The organism is Streptomyces sp. NPDC039736 (assembly GCF_055596485.1).
In genome coordinates this window covers 202,098-219,048 of record NZ_JBVIUQ010000010.1, presented here as the reverse complement: position 1 = coordinate 219,048, position 16,951 = coordinate 202,098, and the positions used below count along the sequence as shown (strand labels likewise).

Below are 16,951 nucleotides of genomic sequence, written 5' to 3'. Positions count from 1 at the left end.
CGGGTCCGGGGCCTCTCCTGCCCGAGCGGACGGGGCTGGGTGTCCCGGTGCCGGGGCTCAGCTCTCGGCCTTGGCGGAGGAGCCTGCCCGGCACAGGCGCTTGCGCGAAGGGCGGCACCCGGGTGGGCCGGGAGCGGGAGGGGCCGCCCCCTTGCCCGCCCTCCCCCAAGCTCTCGGCTTCGCTCGAGCAGGGGGTGCCCCCCTCGCCCCCTTGGGGCGGCCCCGTCGCCCAAGGGGGCGGGGGGAGCGGGGAGGAGGGAGCCCGGCAGGGGTGCAGGGGCTGGGTGACCAGCCGCGGTGGGGTGGAGCGCTCCACCCCACCCCGGGGCGGCAGCGTGGAGGGTGGTCTAGAGGTTCCGCAGGACTTCCGCCAAGCCCGCCGACCAGGCGAGGAGCGCCTCGTCCCGGCCCGCCCCCGCCACGCACTGCACCCCCAGCGGCAGCCCGTTCCCCGCCCGGCCCGCCGGGAGGCACACCGACGGCAGCCCCGCGTGGCTCCACGGCAGGGACATCACCGAGCTCCCGGTCGTGGACAGCGACGCCGGCGCCGGGCCGGTGGCCGCCGGGGTCACCCACACGTCGACCCCCGCCGCGTGCGCCGCCCCCGCCAGCCGCTCCCGGAAGACCTCCCGGGCGGCGCGGGCCGCCCCGTACGCCGCGTCCGTGATCCCCTCGCCCTCGCGCAGGACCGCCACGGTCTCCTCCCGGTACAGGTGCCCGTACTTCCCGAACCACGGCGCGTGCGAGCGCACCGCCTCGTACCGGTTCATGGTGAACAGTTGCCGCCGCACCTCCTCGAAGTCCGCCATCACCCGCACCCGCCGCACCTCGTACCCGGCGTCCCGCAGTGCCCGTACGTGACCCGCGAAGGCCTCCCGCGCCTCCGCCGACGCCTGCTCCAGGTACGGCCCTTCGGGTACGCCGAGGACCGGCGGGGCCGGCGGGCCGGGGTTTGTCCAGCCGTCGCACACCACGCCCGCCGCGACCGCGACCCCGGCCACGTCGGCCGCGTACAGGCCCAGCGTGTCGAACGAGGGCGCGTTCGGAAGGACCCCGTCCACCGGAATCCGCCCGAACGTCGGCTTGAAGCCGACCACCCCGCAGTACGCCGCCGGGCGGATCATCGAGCCGACCGTCTGCGTGCCCACGGCCAGCGGCACCAGGCCCGCCGCGACCGCCGCCGCCGAGCCGCTGCTCGAACCCCCGGGCGTGTGCGCCGGGTTGTGCGGGTTGCGGGTCGGGCCCGGCGCCAGGATCGCGAACTCCGCGGTCACCGTCTTGCCCGCCACGTACGCCCCCGCCGCCAGCAGCCTGCTGACCACGGTCGCCTGCGGTCCGGCAAGGGCCTCGGGCGGGAGCGCGGAGCCGCCGCCGGTCGGCATCCCGTCCACCCGGACGATGTCCTTCACACCGACCGCGACCCCGCTCAGCGGCCCCGCCGAGAACTCCGGCGGCGGGTCGGCGTACGTCACGAACGCCTGTGTCCCCGCGTCCCGTCCGGCCAGCTCGGCCGCCCTCATCGCGGCTCTCCCGTCGCCAGGTCCACCCGTACACCCGCATGGTCGGACGGCCACACCCCGTCCACCGCCCCGTGCCCGAAGCGGGCCACCGACTCCACCGCGCCCAGCCCGCCGGGGCCCGGCACGCCCAGGAACACGTAGTCGATCCGGGTGCTCGGGCCGGGGGAGTGGTATCCGTTCCCGGCGTCCCAGGTGGCGTACGGAGCGCCGGGCTCCGCGTACTCCCACGCGTCCACGAAGACCTGCCCGGCCACCGGCGGCGCGGTCTTGTACCCGCCCATGAGCCGGATCTCGTCCGCGTCCGGCCAGGCGTTGAAGTCCCCGGCGATCACGGGCGGGAACGGCCCGTCGCCCCGGTGCTCCGCCACGAACCGGTGCAGGGCGCCCACCTGCGCACAGCGCGCGGCGGAGTCGTGCACGGCCGAGTTCAGGTGGGTGGTGAACACCGGTACCGGCCCGAAGGGCGCGTCCACCCGCGCGTACAGCGCCATCCGCCCGTTGTCGACGGCCCCGCCGGCGGGCAGCCGCACCGCGGCCTCCTCGCCGATCGGCCACCGGCTGAGGACCGCCACCCCGATGTCGGAGGTGTCCTGGTCGGTCCGCCGCCGCCAGTGGTGCGGCTCCGCGAACCGCACCCACGTCCAGTGCCCGAGCCCCAGCTCCCCGGCGAGCCAACCGGCAAGGTTCTCCCGCTCGTCGGCCCAGACCTCCTGAAGCACCAGGACGTCCGCCCGCTGGTCCCGCAACACGTCGAGGATCGCTCTTCGGCGGGTGTCCCACGGACCGAACCGCCACCACAGGTTCCACGTCACTACGCGCATGCGCCGAACCTATAGCCCGGCGCACGCCCGGCGGGCGCCTCGGGAGGGCGCTGAACCGGCGCGCGGGGCGGGGCGGCACCGGCCCGACGTCCTTCACATCCGTGCCCGTCCCGGTGAACCAAGCCGTCGCGGACGTCGTCCCTTCTACTGCCGGGCCGTCCCACCAGGCCCGTCAACCACCTTGCCAACACGGGGAGTTACACCATGCACGCAGCAACACGCACCGCACTGGGCGCGGCCGTCGTCGCCGCCCTGACGGCCCTGACCCTGCCGTCCGCCACCGCCGCCCCGGCCCCCGCGCCCCGCACCGAGAAGGCCAGCGTCTCCTCCGGCGGGGCCGAGGCGGCCAAGGGGGCCTCGGACGCGGAGATCAGCCGCGACGGCCGGTACGTCGTCTTCCGGTCCGAGGCCGCCAACCTCGTCCCGGGCGACACGAACAACGCGTCGGACGTCTTCCTGCGCGACCTGGCCGAGGGCACCACGGTCCGGGTCTCCACCGCCGCGAACGGCGCCCAGGCCGACGGCCCGGCCGACGGTCCGACGATCAGCGCCGACGGCACCCACGTCGCCTTCGTCTCGGCCGCGACCAACCTCGCCCCCGGCGACACCGGCGGACAGGTCCACGCGTACGTCAAGAACCTCCGTACCGGAGCCGTCGAACGCGTCGAGGACGCCGTCGCGCCGGGCTACGACACCTCGGGCGGCGTGCGGCTGAGCGCCGACGGCCGGTACGTGGCCTTCACGGCGTCGCGCTCGGAGCACTCCTTCGAGCCCGACCAGCACACCCGCGCCTACCGGCTCGACCGCGGCACCGGCCGGACGGTACGGATCAGCGAGCCCTCGACCACCGAGCGGCCCGGCTCGGCCACGTCCCTGTCCATCAGCGGTGACGGACAGCGGGTGGCGTACCAGTTCTTCTCCCCGCAGCCCTCGCGCGGCGACTGGAGCGACATCCACGTCCGCGACGTGCGCACCGGAAAGCTGTACGAGGCGGACAAGCCGCCCGCCGGGGCCGTCTCCGACGGGCAGTCCGAGCAGACGCGGCTCAGCGCCGACGGCCGGTACGTGGCGTTCAGCTCGCTGGACTCCCGGCTCACCCCGGGCGACACCAACGGCGCGCACAACGTGCACGTCCGGGACCTGGAGACCGGTTCGGTACGGCGCGTCGACGGCGTGCGCAAGGCCGACCACACGAGCTTCGGCGCGCTGAGCGCGGACGGCCGCCACCTGGCGTTCGTCAGCGCGGACGCGAACGACCCGAACCGCACGGACCGGGTGTACCTGCGCGACCTGCGAACCGGCGCCACCCGACTGGTCAGCGCCGACACCGCGGGCAGGCCGAGCAAGGACGGCGCGCACGACCCGGCCGTCGACGGCGGGGGCTCCCGCGTCGTCTTCGGCTCCTCCTCCCCGGACCTGGTGCCGGGCGACACGCAGGACGACCACCACGTCTACGTCCGCCACCTGAAGTAGCAGCCCCCCCGGGCCGGGCCGGGGGACCGCATCCTGAGACGCCGTGAGACACGGGGGCAGCCGTGTGCCAGACTGCCCCCGTGTCCTCGTTCGCCATGATTATCGGCAGCAGGCGCGCCGGTCCGCAGTGACCGTCCCGTACGCCCACCGGCCCGTACGGCGCGGCCACCGAGCTCCAGACCCGCGCGCAGACCTCTCGCACCCGCGAGGGGTTTTTTCGTTTTCCGGCCCCACAAGGGCCCGGGGCGAGGCGCACGCGAAGATGGGGGCAAGTGGAGCAAGCCATTCCGCAGCCTGGGAGCCCCTCCCAGGACCCGACAGGAGTCAGACAGCATGACGACCGCAGGCAGTGCAGACAGCACGGGCACCACAGAGAGTCCCGACGGCGGCGTGGGTCCCGGCGACGGCTTCCACGTCTTCGACACCACGCTGCGCGACGGCGCCCAGCGTGAGGGGATCAACCTGACCGTCGCGGACAAGCTGGCCATCGCCCGTCATCTGGACGACTTCGGGGTGGGCTTCATCGAGGGCGGCTGGCCGGGCGCCAACCCCCGCGACACCGAGTTCTTCGCCCGCGCGCGCCAGGAGATCACCTTCCGCAACGCCCGACTGGTCGCCTTCGGCGCGACTCGCCGCCCGGGGGCCAGGGCCTGCGACGACCCGCAGGTCAGGGCGCTGGTCGAGTCCGGCGCGCCCGTGGTCACCCTGGTCGCCAAGTCCCACGACCGGCACGTCGAACTGGCGCTGCGCACCACGCTCGACGAGAACGTGGCGATGGTCCGGGACACCGTGTCCTACCTGCGGGAGCAGGGGTTGCGCGTCTTCGTCGACTGCGAGCACTTCTTCGACGGCTACCGGGCCAACCCCGAGTACGCGAAGGCCGTCGTACGGGCCGCCGCCGAGGCCGGCGCCGACGTCGTGGTCCTCTGCGACACCAACGGCGGCATGCTCCCCGCCCAGATCCAGGCCGTCACGGCGACCGTCCTGGCCGACACCGGAGCGCGCCTGGGCATCCACGCCCAGGACGACACCGGCTGCGCCGTGGCCAACACCCTGGCCGCCGTCGACGCGGGCGCCACCCACGTCCAGTGCACCGCCAACGGCTACGGCGAGCGCGTCGGCAACGCCAACCTCTTCCCGGTGGTCGCCGCCCTGGAGCTCAAGTACGGCAAGAAGGTCCTGCCCGAGGGCTCCCTGCGCGAGATGACCCGGATCTCGCACGCCATCGCCGAGGTCGTCAACCTCACGCCCAGCACGCACCAGCCGTACGTGGGCGTCTCGGCCTTCGCGCACAAGGCGGGCCTGCACGCCTCCGCGATCAAGGTCGACCCCGACCTGTACCAGCACATCGACCCCGACCTCGTCGGCAACCGCATCCGGATGCTGGTCTCCGACATGGCCGGCCGCGCCTCCATCGAGCTCAAGGGCAAGGAGCTCGGCGTCGAGCTCGGCGGCGACCGCGAGCTGGTCGGCCGGGTCGTGGACCGGGTCAAGGAGCGCGAGCTCAAGGGCTACACCTACGAGGCCGCCGACGCCTCCTTCGAGCTGCTGCTGCGCGAGGAGGCGGAGGGGCGGGCCCGCAGGTACTTCCGCGTCGAGTCCTGGCGGGCCATCGTCGAGGACCGCCCGGACGGCACGCACGCCAACGAGGCGACCGTGAAGCTGTGGGCCAAGGGTGAGCGGATCGTCGCCACGGCCGAGGGGAACGGCCCGGTCAACGCCCTGGACCGGGCGCTGCGGGTGGGCCTGGAGCGGATCTACCCCCAGCTCGCCAAGCTGGAGCTGGTGGACTACAAGGTGCGCATCCTGGAGGGCACCCACGGCACCGAGTCCACCACCCGCGTCCTCATCACCACCGGCGACGGCGGCGGCTCGGGCGACGACTGGTCGACGGTCGGCGTCGCCGAGAACGTCATCGCGGCGTCCTGGCAGGCGCTGGAGGACGCGTACACGTACGGACTGCTGCGGGCGGGCGTCGAACCGACCGAATGAGACGTCCGGCACGCCCTCCCGTTCAATGAGCAACTAGTAAGCGCTCGTTCACCCTGCGTCAAGAGGGGTGAACCCGTCACGTGTGCAGGTGATCAAGCCACTTCCGGAGTCCGGGGGTGCACAGGAGTACGAGTAGCGGATCAACTGTCCCCGGCCGTCACGGAGTCCACACGGTTCCCACCGTGCACATCCGCAACAGTCGCTTTCTTACTCGGTGCACCCCTACTTAACGGAGAGGACGTGACGACGATGAAGAAGACCTACGTCAAGCCGTCGCTGTTCAACCAGGGCGACTTCAGCAAGAAGACCGCGGGCATGTTCTATGCCTCGTGCAAGGAGTTCTGGTCCCGTCGGCTCTGTATCTGAGCTGCGGAAACCGGTAACTGAGTGATGGAGATGCCCGGCCGCGAGAGCCTGCGTGACTTCTTTGTCGTCCTTCCGGACACCGACGAAGGCGAGGCGGCGGCCGGGCATCTGCGCTCGGCGGCCCCCGAGGGCGCCTTCGAGACCGTCGCCCATCCGTCGGGCCGTCCGTGGGTCCTCGCACGGCTGCTCGTACGGAACCTGGTCCAGGTCACCCGGGGCGCCGACGCCCTGGTGCTGATCGGCCCGAACACGACCCCCGCCGCGCGCCTGGACGCCGTGCTCGGCCCGGCCCGCGACACCCTCGACCTGCACCGCCGGCTCACCGAACTGCCGGGTCTCGGCCACGTGGTGAGCCGGATCGGCGACGAGACCTGCGTGCGCGGCACCGCGTCCGGCCACCGCCGCGTCTACCACGCCGCCCACCCGGGGGGCCGGATCGCCTCCGACCGCCCCGCGCCCCTCGCCCGCCTGACCGGCGCGGCCCTCGACGACGGCGCGCTCGCCCTGCGGCTGCTGGACTTCGTGCCGCACCCGCTGCGGGAGCGGCCGGTCTGGCAGGGCGTGGAGGAGATCGACCCGGCGTACGCGCTGGTGCTTCCCGGCCCGGGTCCGCGCTACTCGGTGCGACGCTGGTGGCGGCCCCCGGTGCCCCGCCTCTCCCTGGCGGAGGGCGCCCCGCTGGTCGCCGCCGCGCTGGCCGCCTCCGTCGCCGCGCACCTCCAGGGGCGCACCCGCGTCAGCGGTGAACTCTCCGGCGGCATGGACTCCACCTCGGTGACCTTCCTGGCCCAGCGGGCGGGAGCGCGGGACACCACGCTGCTCACCGTCGCCGCCCGCGACGACCGCTCGGAGGACCAGTTCTGGGCGGAGAAGGGAGTCGCGGCGGCGCGCGGGGCCGCGGCCCGGTCGGGCGGCGGGCGGAAGATCGAGCACACCCTGGTGCCCGCCGACGACGCCCCCCTCTTCTACGCCGACCTGCGCGCCACCGCCGGGGAACTCCTCGACGAGCCCTTCCCGGTGGCCCCCGCGCGCGCCCGCGCCGCGATGCTGCTGGGACGGGCCGCGGCCACCGGCTCCGAGTACCACCTCACCGGCTACGGCGGCGACGAACTCTTCAACGGCCTGGCCTCCGCCTGCCAGGACCTCCTGCCCGGCAAGCCCCTCAAGGCGTGGAACCGCATCAGCGCCCTGCGCCACCAGTCCGGCTGGCCGCTGCTGCCGACCCTGCGCGGCATGCTCTTCCCGCCGTCCTTCGGCGCCTGGCTGGCCGGCTCCCTCATCGACACCGCGACCGCCGACTCCCGTACCCCGCAGGTGAGCTGGGGGATGCGGCAGGCGATGCGGCCCTGGTTCACGGACAAGGCCCGCGGGCTGATCCGGGAGGAGTTCCGGGCGGCCGCGCGACGGGCGCAGCCCATCGCACCGCGCCCCGGCCGGCACATGGACCTGGACACCGTCCGGCTCGGCGCGCGCTGCTTCCAGGCCATGGAGGACCTCGGCGCGGGCCTCGGCCTGCCGGTCGCCGCGCCCTTCTTCGACGACCGGGTCGTCGAAGCGGTCCTGTCGGTACGGGTGGAGGACCGCGTCGTCCCCTGGCGGTACAAGCCGCTCCTGGTGGAGGCGATGCGCGGGGTGGTCCCGGACGAGCTCCTGGCCCGCACCACCAAGGACCACATGTCCGCCGACGACATCCAGGGCCTGCGGGAACACGCCGCCTCCCTGCGGGAGCTGTGGACGGACTCCGTCCTCGCCGAGCGCGGCCTGATCGACGCCGGCCAGCTCCGCCGCCTCGCCGACGACCCCTACTCACCGCTCCTCCAGCAGCACCCCATCGACTCCACGGTGTCCTGCGAGACCTGGCTGCGCACGGCGCAGGACGCCTGGGCCCCCACCACGAACAGCGAGGCACGCACATGAGCGAGTGGCAGCTCCGCAAGGGCATCGCCGTCACCACCACCGAGTACGGCGGCGTCCTGCTGGACGAGAAGGACGGCACGTACTGGCAGCTCAACGAGTGCGGCACGCTCGTGGTGACCGCCATCTCCGAGGGCCGCTCGCCGTCCGACGCCGTCGAGCAGCTCCTCGCGGAGTACGAGGTGGAGCGGGCGGAGGCCGAGGCGGACGTCGCGGAGCTGACCGACCAGCTCCTCAGGGCGAAGATCGTCACCCGGACCGGGGCCGCCCGATGACCACCGAGATGACGATGCCCCGCCGGGGCGCGGGCCCGGGCGGGGTGCGCCTGCGCGCGGCCGTGGCCGCGGCGCTGCTGCTCGCCAGGCTCAAGCCCGGCCGCCTGCGCGGGGTCCTGACGGTGCTGAGCCGCGGGGCGCGCCCGGCCACCTACGACGACACCCTCGAAACGTACGAGCGGGTGGTGGCGACGAGCCGCAAGTGCGCGGGCTGGTACGGGTGCCTGCCGCGCTCGATCGCGATCTCCCTGCTCTGCCGGATGTCCGGCACCTTCCCCGACTGGCACGCGGGCGTCCGCAACGCGCCGCCCTTCCAGCCGCACGCGTGGGTCGAGGCGGAGGGCCGCACGGTAGGCGAACAGAACGTCACGGACTTCCGCCCGCTGCTGAAGGTCACCCCGCGTGGCCGCTGAGGTCTCCGGCGGGGGCGCCGGTCCGGCGGGGCAGGGGGCGGGTCCTGTTCCCCAGGGTCCTGTTCCCCAGGGAGCTGCGCCCCCCGCCCCCGGCACGGGCTCCGCCCGCGCGTCCTCGAACGCCGGGCGGGCCGAAAACGCCCCCGCCCCCCTCGCCCTCCTCCTCGCCCACGCCCGACCCCACCGCCGCCTCCTCGTCACCGGCGTCCTGCTCTCCCTCCTCGGCTCCGGGGCCGGCCTCGCCATGCCCCTGGCCGCCAAGTACGCCGTCGAAGCGTTCGGGGGTGGGGGCGGGGCCTCCCCCCGGGGCCCCCTGCTCGCCCTGCTCGGCGTCGTCGTCACCGGGGCCCTCCTCGCCGCCACCGGCCACTACCTCCTCGCGCGCACCGGTGAAGCCGTCGTCCTGCGGGCCCGCCGCCGCCTCGTCACCCACCTGCTGCGCCTCCGGGTCGCCGCCGCCGACCGCCTCACCCCCGGCGACCTCCTCTCCCGCGCCACCAGCGACACGACCCTCCTGCACACCGTCCTCTCCCGCAGCGTCGTCGAGGCCGCGTCCGGCGCGCTCACCCTGGTCGGCACGATCGTCCTGATGGCCGTGGTGGACGCCCTCCTGCTGTCCGTCACCGCCCTCGTCCTTCTTCTCTCCGGCGCCGTCCTGGCCCTCCTCATGCCGCGCATCCAGCGCGCCCAGCTCCAGGCCCAGCAGGCCGTCGGCGAGATGGGCTCGCTGCTCGACCGCTCCCTCCAGGCGTTCCGCACGGTCAAGGCCAGCGGCATCGAGGACCGCGAGGCCGCCGCCGTCGCGGGGGCCGCCAGGACCGCGCACGACCGGGGCGTCACCGTCGCCCGCTGGACCTCCGCCTCCGAGGTCGCGATGTTCCTGGCCACCCAGCTCGCCTTCCTCGCCGTGCTCGGCGCCGGCGGCGCACGGGTGGCAGCCGGCACGATGGAGGTCTCCTCCCTCGTCGCGTTCCTCCTGTACGTCTTCGGGCTGCTCGCCCCGCTCAGCCAGCTCACCGAGGGCTGGACCGGCCTGAACACGGGCCTGGCCGCCGTCCGCCGGATCGACGAGATCGAGTCCCTGCCGGGCGAGAGCGCCGTGCGCGCGACGAGGACGGAACGCCGGACCGCCCCCCTCGGCGTCGAGTTCCGGGACGTCGCCTTCGCCTACGCCGGCACCCGCGCCCCCGCCCACCACGGCATCACCTTCACCGTGCCCCCCGGCGGCCTCACCGCCCTCGTGGGCCCCTCCGGCGCGGGCAAGACCACCGTCTTCGCCCTCCTGGAACGCTTCTACGACCACGACGCGGGCACCCTCACCGTCGGCGGCCGCGACATCCGCGACTGGCCGCTGGCCGAACTCCGCGCCGCCCTCGCCTACGTCGAACAGGACGCGCCCGTCCTCGCGGGCACCCTCCGCGACAACCTCCTGCTCGCCGCCCCGGACGCCACCGGAGCCGAACTCGCCGGCGTCCTCACCCGCACCCGCCTCGACGGCCTGGTCGCCCGCCTCCCCGAAGGACTCGACACCCAGGTCGGCCACCGCGGCACCACCCTCTCCGGCGGCGAACGCCAGCGCGTCGCCCTGGCCCGCGCGCTGCTCCGCAAGCCGGCCCTGCTCCTCCTCGACGAGGTGACCTCGCAGCTCGACGCCGTCAACGAGGAACACCTGCGCGAGCTCGTCCTCGAACTCGCCGCCGACACCACGGTCCTGGTCATCGCCCACCGGCTGTCCACCGTCGTACGGGCCGACCGCATCGTCGTCATGGAGGCGGGCCGGGTCCGCGCGGTCGGGACGCACACCGAGCTGGTGGAGTCGGACGCGCTGTACGGGGAGTTGGCGGCGACGCAGTTCGCCACGGAGCACGCGCTGCCCCGGGGCTGACCGCCCGCCGCCCGCCGTGTTCGACCCGCATCGGGTAAGTTCGAACATATGAGGAACCGGCCGCTTTCCGTCATATCCGCCCTCTGCGCCCTGGTGGGAGCGCTGCTCCTGCTGCTCCCGTTCGCGTCGGCCGCCGCTGCCGCGACCGGTACGACGGAGGCGGGCGAAGCCCTGAAGCAGGGCCCGGTGTACGTCGCCCCGGGGGCCAGGGCCCAGCTCTCCCGGGCCGACCAGGATGCGCTCGCGCAGAAGATAAAGTCGGCGGACAAGCCGCTGTTCGTGGCGGTCCTGCCCCGCACCCCCGAGTTCCCGCCCGACACGGTCCGCGCCAACCTCCGCACCGCCACCGGAGTGACGGGCGTGTACGCGGTCCGGCTGGGCGACGGTTTCGAAGCGGGCGCGGACCGGCGCGCCCTGCCGTACGCCTCGGTCCGCAACCTGGTCACGGCGGCGAAGACCCCCGCGGGACTGGACGCGGCCACCCAGCTCAACACCTTCGTCGACCAGGCCCTCCCGCAGATCCGGGGGCACGCCCCGGCCTCCTGGGACGGCGGCTCGGACGACGGCGTGAGCACGGGCGCCCTGGTGGGGGTGGGCGCGGTGGTCGTCGTGGCGGGCGCGGGCGCGGTCGCCCTGGCCCGCCGCAGCAGCAAACGCAAGGAGGAGGAACGCCTCGCGGCCCTGCGCAGGCTGACGGTCGTCGTGGACGAGGACATCACGGCGTACGGCGAGGAACTCGACCGGCTGGACTTCCACCCCGCCGAGCCCGGCGCCACGGACGCGATGCGCGCGGACTACCAGCGTGCCCTCGACCTCTACGAGACGGCCAAGTCCCGCATGGCGGCGGTCCGCGAACCCAACGACGTGCGCGGGGTGACCGAGGCCCTCGACGACGGCCGCCACTGCCTCGCGGTCCTGGACGCGCGCCGCACGGGCCGGCCGCTCCCCGAACGCCGCTCGCCCTGCTTCTTCGACCCCCGCCACGGCCCCTCCGTCACGGACGCCGTCTGGTCGCCCGCGGGCGGTGCGCCCCGCGAGGTCCCGGTCTGCGCGGCCGACGCGGCCCGCCTCGCGGACGGCCTGGACCCGGCGGTCCGCACGGTCGACACCCCGGACGGCCGCCGCCCCTACTACGACGCGGGCCCGGCGTACGGCCCGTGGGCGGGCGGCTACTTCGGCGGCGGCATCCTGCCCGGCCTGCTGATGGGCACCATGCTCGGCTCGATGCTCGCCACCCCGGCCTACGCGTCCGCCTACGGCGCGGGCACCGGGTTCGACGACCCGGGCGCGGGCTTCGAGGGCGGCGACGTCTCGGGCTCCGACTTCGACCCCACGTCCTTCGGCGGCGGCGACTTCGGGGGCGGCGGCGACTTCGGCGGGGGAGGGGACTTCGGGGGCGGCGGCGACTTCGGCGGCGGCAACTTCTGACCCCGTCAGGCGGTGGGCCGGGAAAGGACGACCGGCCGGCCGCCGGGGTGCGGGTCCGGGGTCAGGCGGGGTGCGGGTCCGGGGTCAGGCCGTCTGCTTGATCGCCGAGATGTCGAAGTTCAGCTTGATCTTGTCGCTGACCAGCACGCCGCCGGCCTCCAGCGCCGCGTTCCAGGTCAGGCCCCAGTCGGAGCGCTTGATGGTCGCCGAGCCCTCGAAGCCCACCCGCTCGTTGCCGAACGGGTCGGTGGCCGAGCCGTTGAACTCCAGGTCGATGGAGAGCGGGCGGGTGATGTCCTTGATGGTCAGATCGCCCGTGATCCGGTAGTCCGAGCCGCCGAGCTGCTCCGCCCCGGTGGAGTGGAAGGTCATCTCCGGGTAGGTCTCCACGTCGAAGAAGTCGGCGCTGCGGAGGTGGTTGTCACGGTCCGGGGCGCCGGTGTCGATGCTGGCCATGCGGACGGTGATGGAGGCCCCGGAGGCCGCCGGGTTCGAGCCGTCCAGCGTGAGGGTGCCCTCGTGGTCGGTGAAGGCGCCGCGGACGTTCGTCACCATCGCGTGGCGGGCGGTGAAGCCGATGCTGCTGTGGCTGGCGTCGACCGTGTACGTGCCGGTCAGGGCGGCCAGCGACGGGTCCACGGCGGTGGCGGTGGCGGGGGTGCTGCTGTTGTTGCGGCCGAAGATGCCCATGACGTTCCTCCTGGGAAAAGGTTTGTTGAACCTTCAACGTGTTTCGATGTACCCGACCATAGGGCAATGAAGTTCGGTTTTCAACCTTTATGCGCGAGGAGCCGGACGGATTCAGCCGTTCGGCCCAGCCGCGGCCCGCTTGGACTTCCGGAGCGGGGTTGTTGGACTGCCGGGACCCAGGGGGTCCGTTTCCGTTGACGGGGCCCCTGGGTCCGGGCTTACTCAGGCCCCATGTCGCTGAGATTCCGTGCGTCGTGCGCCGTCGCCGCCGCCTCGTCCGTCGTGTTCACGCTGGCAGGACCGGCGCTGCCCACGGCGGGCGCGGTACCGGCCGCCCCGGCCCCCGCCGCCGACACCGCCGTCATCCAGTCCCCGCAGCTCACCGTCACCGTGGCCGAGGACTTCCCCCGGGTCCTGTCGTACACCGAGCGCGCGGGCGGGGCCCGGCTGCTCGGCAGCACGCGGCCGGTCACCGAGATCGTCCTGAACGGCACCGCCCGCCCGGTGCGGGTCGCCGCCGCTCCCCGGGTGCGGGGCGACTCGGCCTCGTACACCCTGCTGGTGCCCTCCCTCCCGGGAGTGGAGATCGACGCCGTGCTGTCCGTGCGCGGCCGCGCCACCACCTTCCGGGTGACGGCGATCCGCGACACGGCGGCCTTCCGGGTCGGGACGCTCGACATACCCGGGCACGACCTGGTGTCCGTCGGCAGCGGCGAGGACGGGGCCGAGACCGCGTTCACCCGGCTCGACCCCGACTCCACCCGCACCGCCGACGTCTTCGGGAAGGTGACCGCGGCGACCCCCGTGGACGCCGCCCCGGTCGGCGCCTCGTACGGGATCGTGAACACCGGCGCCCTCGCCGCGGCCGTCGAGTCCAACTCCTCGTACGACAAACCCGCAGGCGCCAGCGCGCGCGACGGAGCCCGGCTGTGGCACCGGGCGACCCGGGGCGAGGACGGCGGCGTCCGCGTCGGCCTCTGGTCGGGCCAGTGGACGTACCGCGGGGAGGGAGCGCCCCGCCCGGAGAGCGGCGAGGACCTGCCCTGGGCGAAGGTCGTCGTGACGCCCGACGCCAACGCGGACGGGAAGGTCGACTGGCAGGACGGCGCGATCGCCTTCCGCTCCGTCGGGATCGAGGCCCCGGGCTCGAAGGAGACCCCCGACCGGGTCGTCACCCACATCCCGTTCAACTTCGCCAGCCAGGCCACCCACCCCTTCCTGCGCACCCTCGACGACGTCAAGAGGATCAGCCGGGCCACCGACGGGCTCGGACAGCTCGCCGTCCTCAAGGGGTACGGGTCCGAGGGCCACGACTCCGCCCACCCCGACTACGGGGGCAACTACAACAAGCGGGCCGGCGGCCTCACCGACCTCAACAAGCTGCTGAAGGCGGGCAGGAAATGGGGCGCCGCCTTCGGCGTCCACGTCAACGCCACCGAGTCCTACCCCGAGGCCAGGAACTTCAGCGAGACCCTCGTCGACAAGACCCGGCCCGGCTGGAACTGGCTCAACCAGAGCTACTACATCGACCAGCGCCGCGACGTGAACAGCGGCGACCTCGCCAGACGCTTCCAGCAGCTCCGCGACGAGACCGACCGGAACCTGAACTTCCTCTACATCGACGTCTACTACACCCACGGCTGGATCGCCGACAAGACCCTCCGGGCCGTCCAGAAGCAGGGCTGGACCGTCGGCACCGAGTGGTCGGAGAAGTTCGAGCACGCCTCCCTCTGGTCGCACTGGGCGAACGACCTCGACTACGGCGGCAAGACCAACAAGGGCCTCAACTCCCAGATCATCCGCTTCATCCGCAACGGCGAGAAGGACGTCTGGAACGACCACCCGATCCTCGGCCAGACCGCCGTCGAGGAGTTCGAGGGCTGGACCGGCGAGAGCGACTGGAACGCCTTCTACCGCAACATCTGGGAGCGCAACCTGCCCGCGAAGTTCCTCCAGCAGGAGAAGATCCAGCGTTGGGGCAAGGACCGCATCGACTTCACCGGCGGCGTGCGCGGCGCCGTCGAGAACGGCAAGCGCGCCTACTACGTCGGCGACGCCAAGGTCCTCGACGGGTCGGACTACCTCCTCCCGTGGGACGACGGGAAGAAGCTCTACCACTACAACAAGACCGGCGGCACGACCACCTGGACCGTCCCCGCCGCTCTGCGGGGGGCCGCCTCCCTCACCGTCAGCAAGCTCACCGACAACGGCCGCGTGAAGACCGCCGTCGTCCCCGTCGAGGACGGCCGGGTCACCCTCCGGGCCGAAGCCGGCCAGCCGTACGTCCTGTACCCGGCCGGCCGCACCCCCGCCGCCCGCGACGCGAACTGGGGCGAGGGCGGCAAGGTCGCCGACCCCGGCTTCAACGACGCCGAGCTCGGTGACTGGCGCACCACGGGCACGGTCGCCCGCGACACCGACGACCGGGGCCGCAACAGCGCCGTCCTCTCCGGGACCGCCCCCGCCGCCCTCTCCCAGCGCATCACCGGCCTGACGGCGGGCCGGCGCTACACCGCCTCCGCGTGGATCGAGGTCCAGCCCGGGGCCACCCGGCGCACGACCCTGGGCATCGGCGGCAAGGAGGTCGTCGTCGAACGCTCCACCGCCGAGGAGCGGACCGCCGCCAACGACTGGCACGGCACCTACTTCCAGCGCGCCAAGGTCAACTTCACCGCGCCGCCCGGCGGTTCGGCGACGCTCGGCATCCGTGCGGACAGGGCCGCGTCGGACGTACGGGTCCGGATCGACGACGTGCGCCTCGTCGCCAACGCCCCCACGACCAAGCAGGGCGCCCTCGTCCACGAGGACTTCGAGGACGTCGACCAGGGCTGGGGCCCCTTCCTCAAGGGGGACGCGGGCGGCGACACCGACCCGCGCACCCACATCGCCCAGAAGCACGCCCCGTACACCCAGGCCGGCTGGAACGGCAAGCGCGTCGACGACGTCCTCGGCGGGGCCGAATCCCTGAAGTCGCACGAGGAGAACGACGGGCTCGTCTACCGCACCGCCCCCTGGACCGTCCCGCTGAAGGACGGCCGCCGTTACCAAGTCGCGTTCGACCGGCAGACCAGCCACGCCGACTCCTACGAGTGGGTGACCGGCTACGACCGCGTCGGCGCCGACGGCGAACCCGCCTCCGTGGAGACCCGCCGCACCCCGCTGCCCGAACAGCGCACCACCGCCCGCTTCTCCGAGACCGTCACCGCGGGCTGCGGCGACACCTGGGTGGGCCTGCGCAAGAAGGCGGGCGCACCCGACGGGGCCGACTTCGTCCTCGACGGCTTCACCGTCACCGACCTGGGTCCGGCCCCCGAGCGCGCCGCCTGCGGCACCCTCGCCCTGACCCCGGCGCCGGGCGCCTTCGAGCCCGGCCGCCAGCACCGGGTCGCGGCGGCCTTCACCAACAACGAGGCCTCCGCCGCCACCGGCGTCGAGCTCACCCTCGGCCTCCCCGACGGCTGGACCGCCGAGCCCGCCGGACCGGTCGCGTTCCCGTCCGTCGCGGCGGGCGCGAAGGTCACGGGAACCTGGCAGGTCACCCCGCCGGCGGACGCCGCGTACCGGCCGTACGAGCTGACGTCGGCCGCCTCCTACACGGTCGGCGGCACGCCCCGCACCCTCGCCGCCACCGCGCCCGTGCGCACCCTTCCGCCGCCGCCGGTCCGGGACGCGTACGCCAGTGACCTGGACTGGACGGCGATGGACAACGGCTGGGGCCCCGCGGAGAAGGACATGTCCAACGGCGAGACCGCCCCCGGCGACGGCAAGCCGATCACCCTCGGCGGCGTGGTCCACGCCAAGGGCCTCGGCACCGCGTCGCCCGGCACGGTCCGCTACTACCTGGGCGGCGCGTGCACCTCCTTCACCGCCTCGGTCGGACTCGACGACGTGCAGAGCGCGCGGGGCAGCGTGCAGTTCACCGTCCTCGCCGACGGTGCGCGCAGGGCGCAGTCCCCGGTGCTGCGCGGGGCCGACCCCGGGTGGGCGCTCACCGCCGACGTCACCGGCGCGAAGTACGTCGACCTGGTGACCGGGGACGGTGGCGACGGGCCGGGGAACGATCACGCGGACTGGGGGAGTGCGCGTTTTCTGTGCGGTAAATGACCTTTCGTGAGCGGTAGTTGACACAAAAGCGATACGAAGCCCCCTGTGGTCGGCGCAACCGCTGGGGGCT

At 73.8% G+C, this 16,951-nt stretch carries 12 protein-coding genes; 9 read left to right on the top strand and 3 right to left on the bottom strand.

Features of this window, described 5'->3' with window-relative positions; all coding sequences use genetic code 11:
* Nucleotides 1-347: 347 nt before the first annotated feature.
* A complete protein-coding gene (locus ACZ56L_RS28600) occupies nt 348-1,520 on the bottom strand; it encodes an amidase family protein (RefSeq protein WP_471067214.1) in 1,173 nt (390 codons plus the stop codon).
* Entirely contained in the window at nt 1,517-2,341 is an 825-nt protein-coding gene (locus ACZ56L_RS28595) for an endonuclease/exonuclease/phosphatase family protein (RefSeq protein WP_471067212.1), read from the bottom strand. The genes ACZ56L_RS28600 and ACZ56L_RS28595 overlap by 4 nt, the downstream gene beginning before the upstream one ends.
* A gap of 204 nt (nt 2,342-2,545) precedes the next feature.
* Between ACZ56L_RS28595 and ACZ56L_RS28590 the strand changes: the two genes are divergently transcribed.
* The 8 genes from ACZ56L_RS28590 (at nt 2,546) to ACZ56L_RS28555 (ending at nt 12,087) form a co-directional block, all read left to right on the top strand.
* The gene (locus tag ACZ56L_RS28590; protein ID WP_471067210.1) at nt 2,546-3,814 is read left to right on the top strand and encodes a TolB family protein; all 1,269 of its coding nucleotides are present in this window, start codon (nt 2,546-2,548) and stop codon (nt 3,812-3,814) included.
* A gap of 333 nt (nt 3,815-4,147) precedes the next feature.
* Nucleotides 4,148-5,806 carry a citramalate synthase gene (cimA, locus tag ACZ56L_RS28585; RefSeq protein ID WP_345228219.1) on the top strand — a complete coding sequence of 553 codons (1,659 nt, stop codon included), beginning with the start codon at nt 4,148-4,150 and terminating at the stop codon, nt 5,804-5,806.
* Nucleotides 5,807-6,055: 249 nt separating this feature from the next.
* The gene (locus ACZ56L_RS28580; RefSeq protein WP_380837121.1) at nt 6,056-6,172 is read left to right on the top strand and encodes a keywimysin-related RiPP; all 117 of its coding nucleotides are present in this window, start codon (nt 6,056-6,058) and stop codon (nt 6,170-6,172) included.
* A 24-nt stretch (nt 6,173-6,196) separates the two neighbouring features.
* On the top strand, nt 6,197-8,089 hold the full coding sequence (locus tag ACZ56L_RS28575) for an asparagine synthase-related protein (protein ID WP_471067208.1): 1,893 nt from the start codon (nt 6,197-6,199) through the stop codon (nt 8,087-8,089).
* Nucleotides 8,086-8,361: a lasso peptide biosynthesis PqqD family chaperone gene (locus tag ACZ56L_RS28570; RefSeq protein ID WP_345228213.1), complete on the top strand. Its 276-nt coding sequence runs from the start codon at nt 8,086-8,088 to the stop codon at nt 8,359-8,361. Before ACZ56L_RS28575 ends, ACZ56L_RS28570 begins: the two co-directional genes overlap by 4 nt.
* Nucleotides 8,358-8,774 (top strand): lasso peptide biosynthesis B2 protein, encoded by a 417-nt coding sequence (locus ACZ56L_RS28565; protein ID WP_345228211.1) that lies wholly within the window; start codon nt 8,358-8,360, stop codon nt 8,772-8,774. Before ACZ56L_RS28570 ends, ACZ56L_RS28565 begins: the two co-directional genes overlap by 4 nt.
* Nucleotides 8,764-10,659 (top strand): ABC transporter ATP-binding protein, encoded by a 1,896-nt coding sequence (locus tag ACZ56L_RS28560; protein ID WP_471067205.1) that lies wholly within the window; start codon nt 8,764-8,766, stop codon nt 10,657-10,659. Before ACZ56L_RS28565 ends, ACZ56L_RS28560 begins: the two co-directional genes overlap by 11 nt.
* Before the next feature lie 48 nt (nt 10,660-10,707).
* Nucleotides 10,708-12,087, top strand: coding sequence for a hypothetical protein (locus ACZ56L_RS28555; protein WP_471067203.1), 1,380 nt, complete (start codon nt 10,708-10,710; stop codon nt 12,085-12,087).
* A gap of 84 nt (nt 12,088-12,171) precedes the next feature.
* Here ACZ56L_RS28555 and ACZ56L_RS28550 read toward each other — a convergent pair whose 3' ends face one another.
* Nucleotides 12,172-12,777, bottom strand: coding sequence for a YceI family protein (locus ACZ56L_RS28550; RefSeq protein WP_471067201.1), 606 nt, complete (start codon nt 12,775-12,777; stop codon nt 12,172-12,174).
* A gap of 231 nt (nt 12,778-13,008) precedes the next feature.
* On the opposite strand from ACZ56L_RS28550, the gene ACZ56L_RS28545 reads away from it, so the two are divergent.
* Entirely contained in the window at nt 13,009-16,881 is a 3,873-nt protein-coding gene (locus tag ACZ56L_RS28545) for an endo-alpha-N-acetylgalactosaminidase family protein (RefSeq protein ID WP_471067199.1), read from the top strand.
* Nucleotides 16,882-16,951 lie beyond the last annotated feature (70 nt).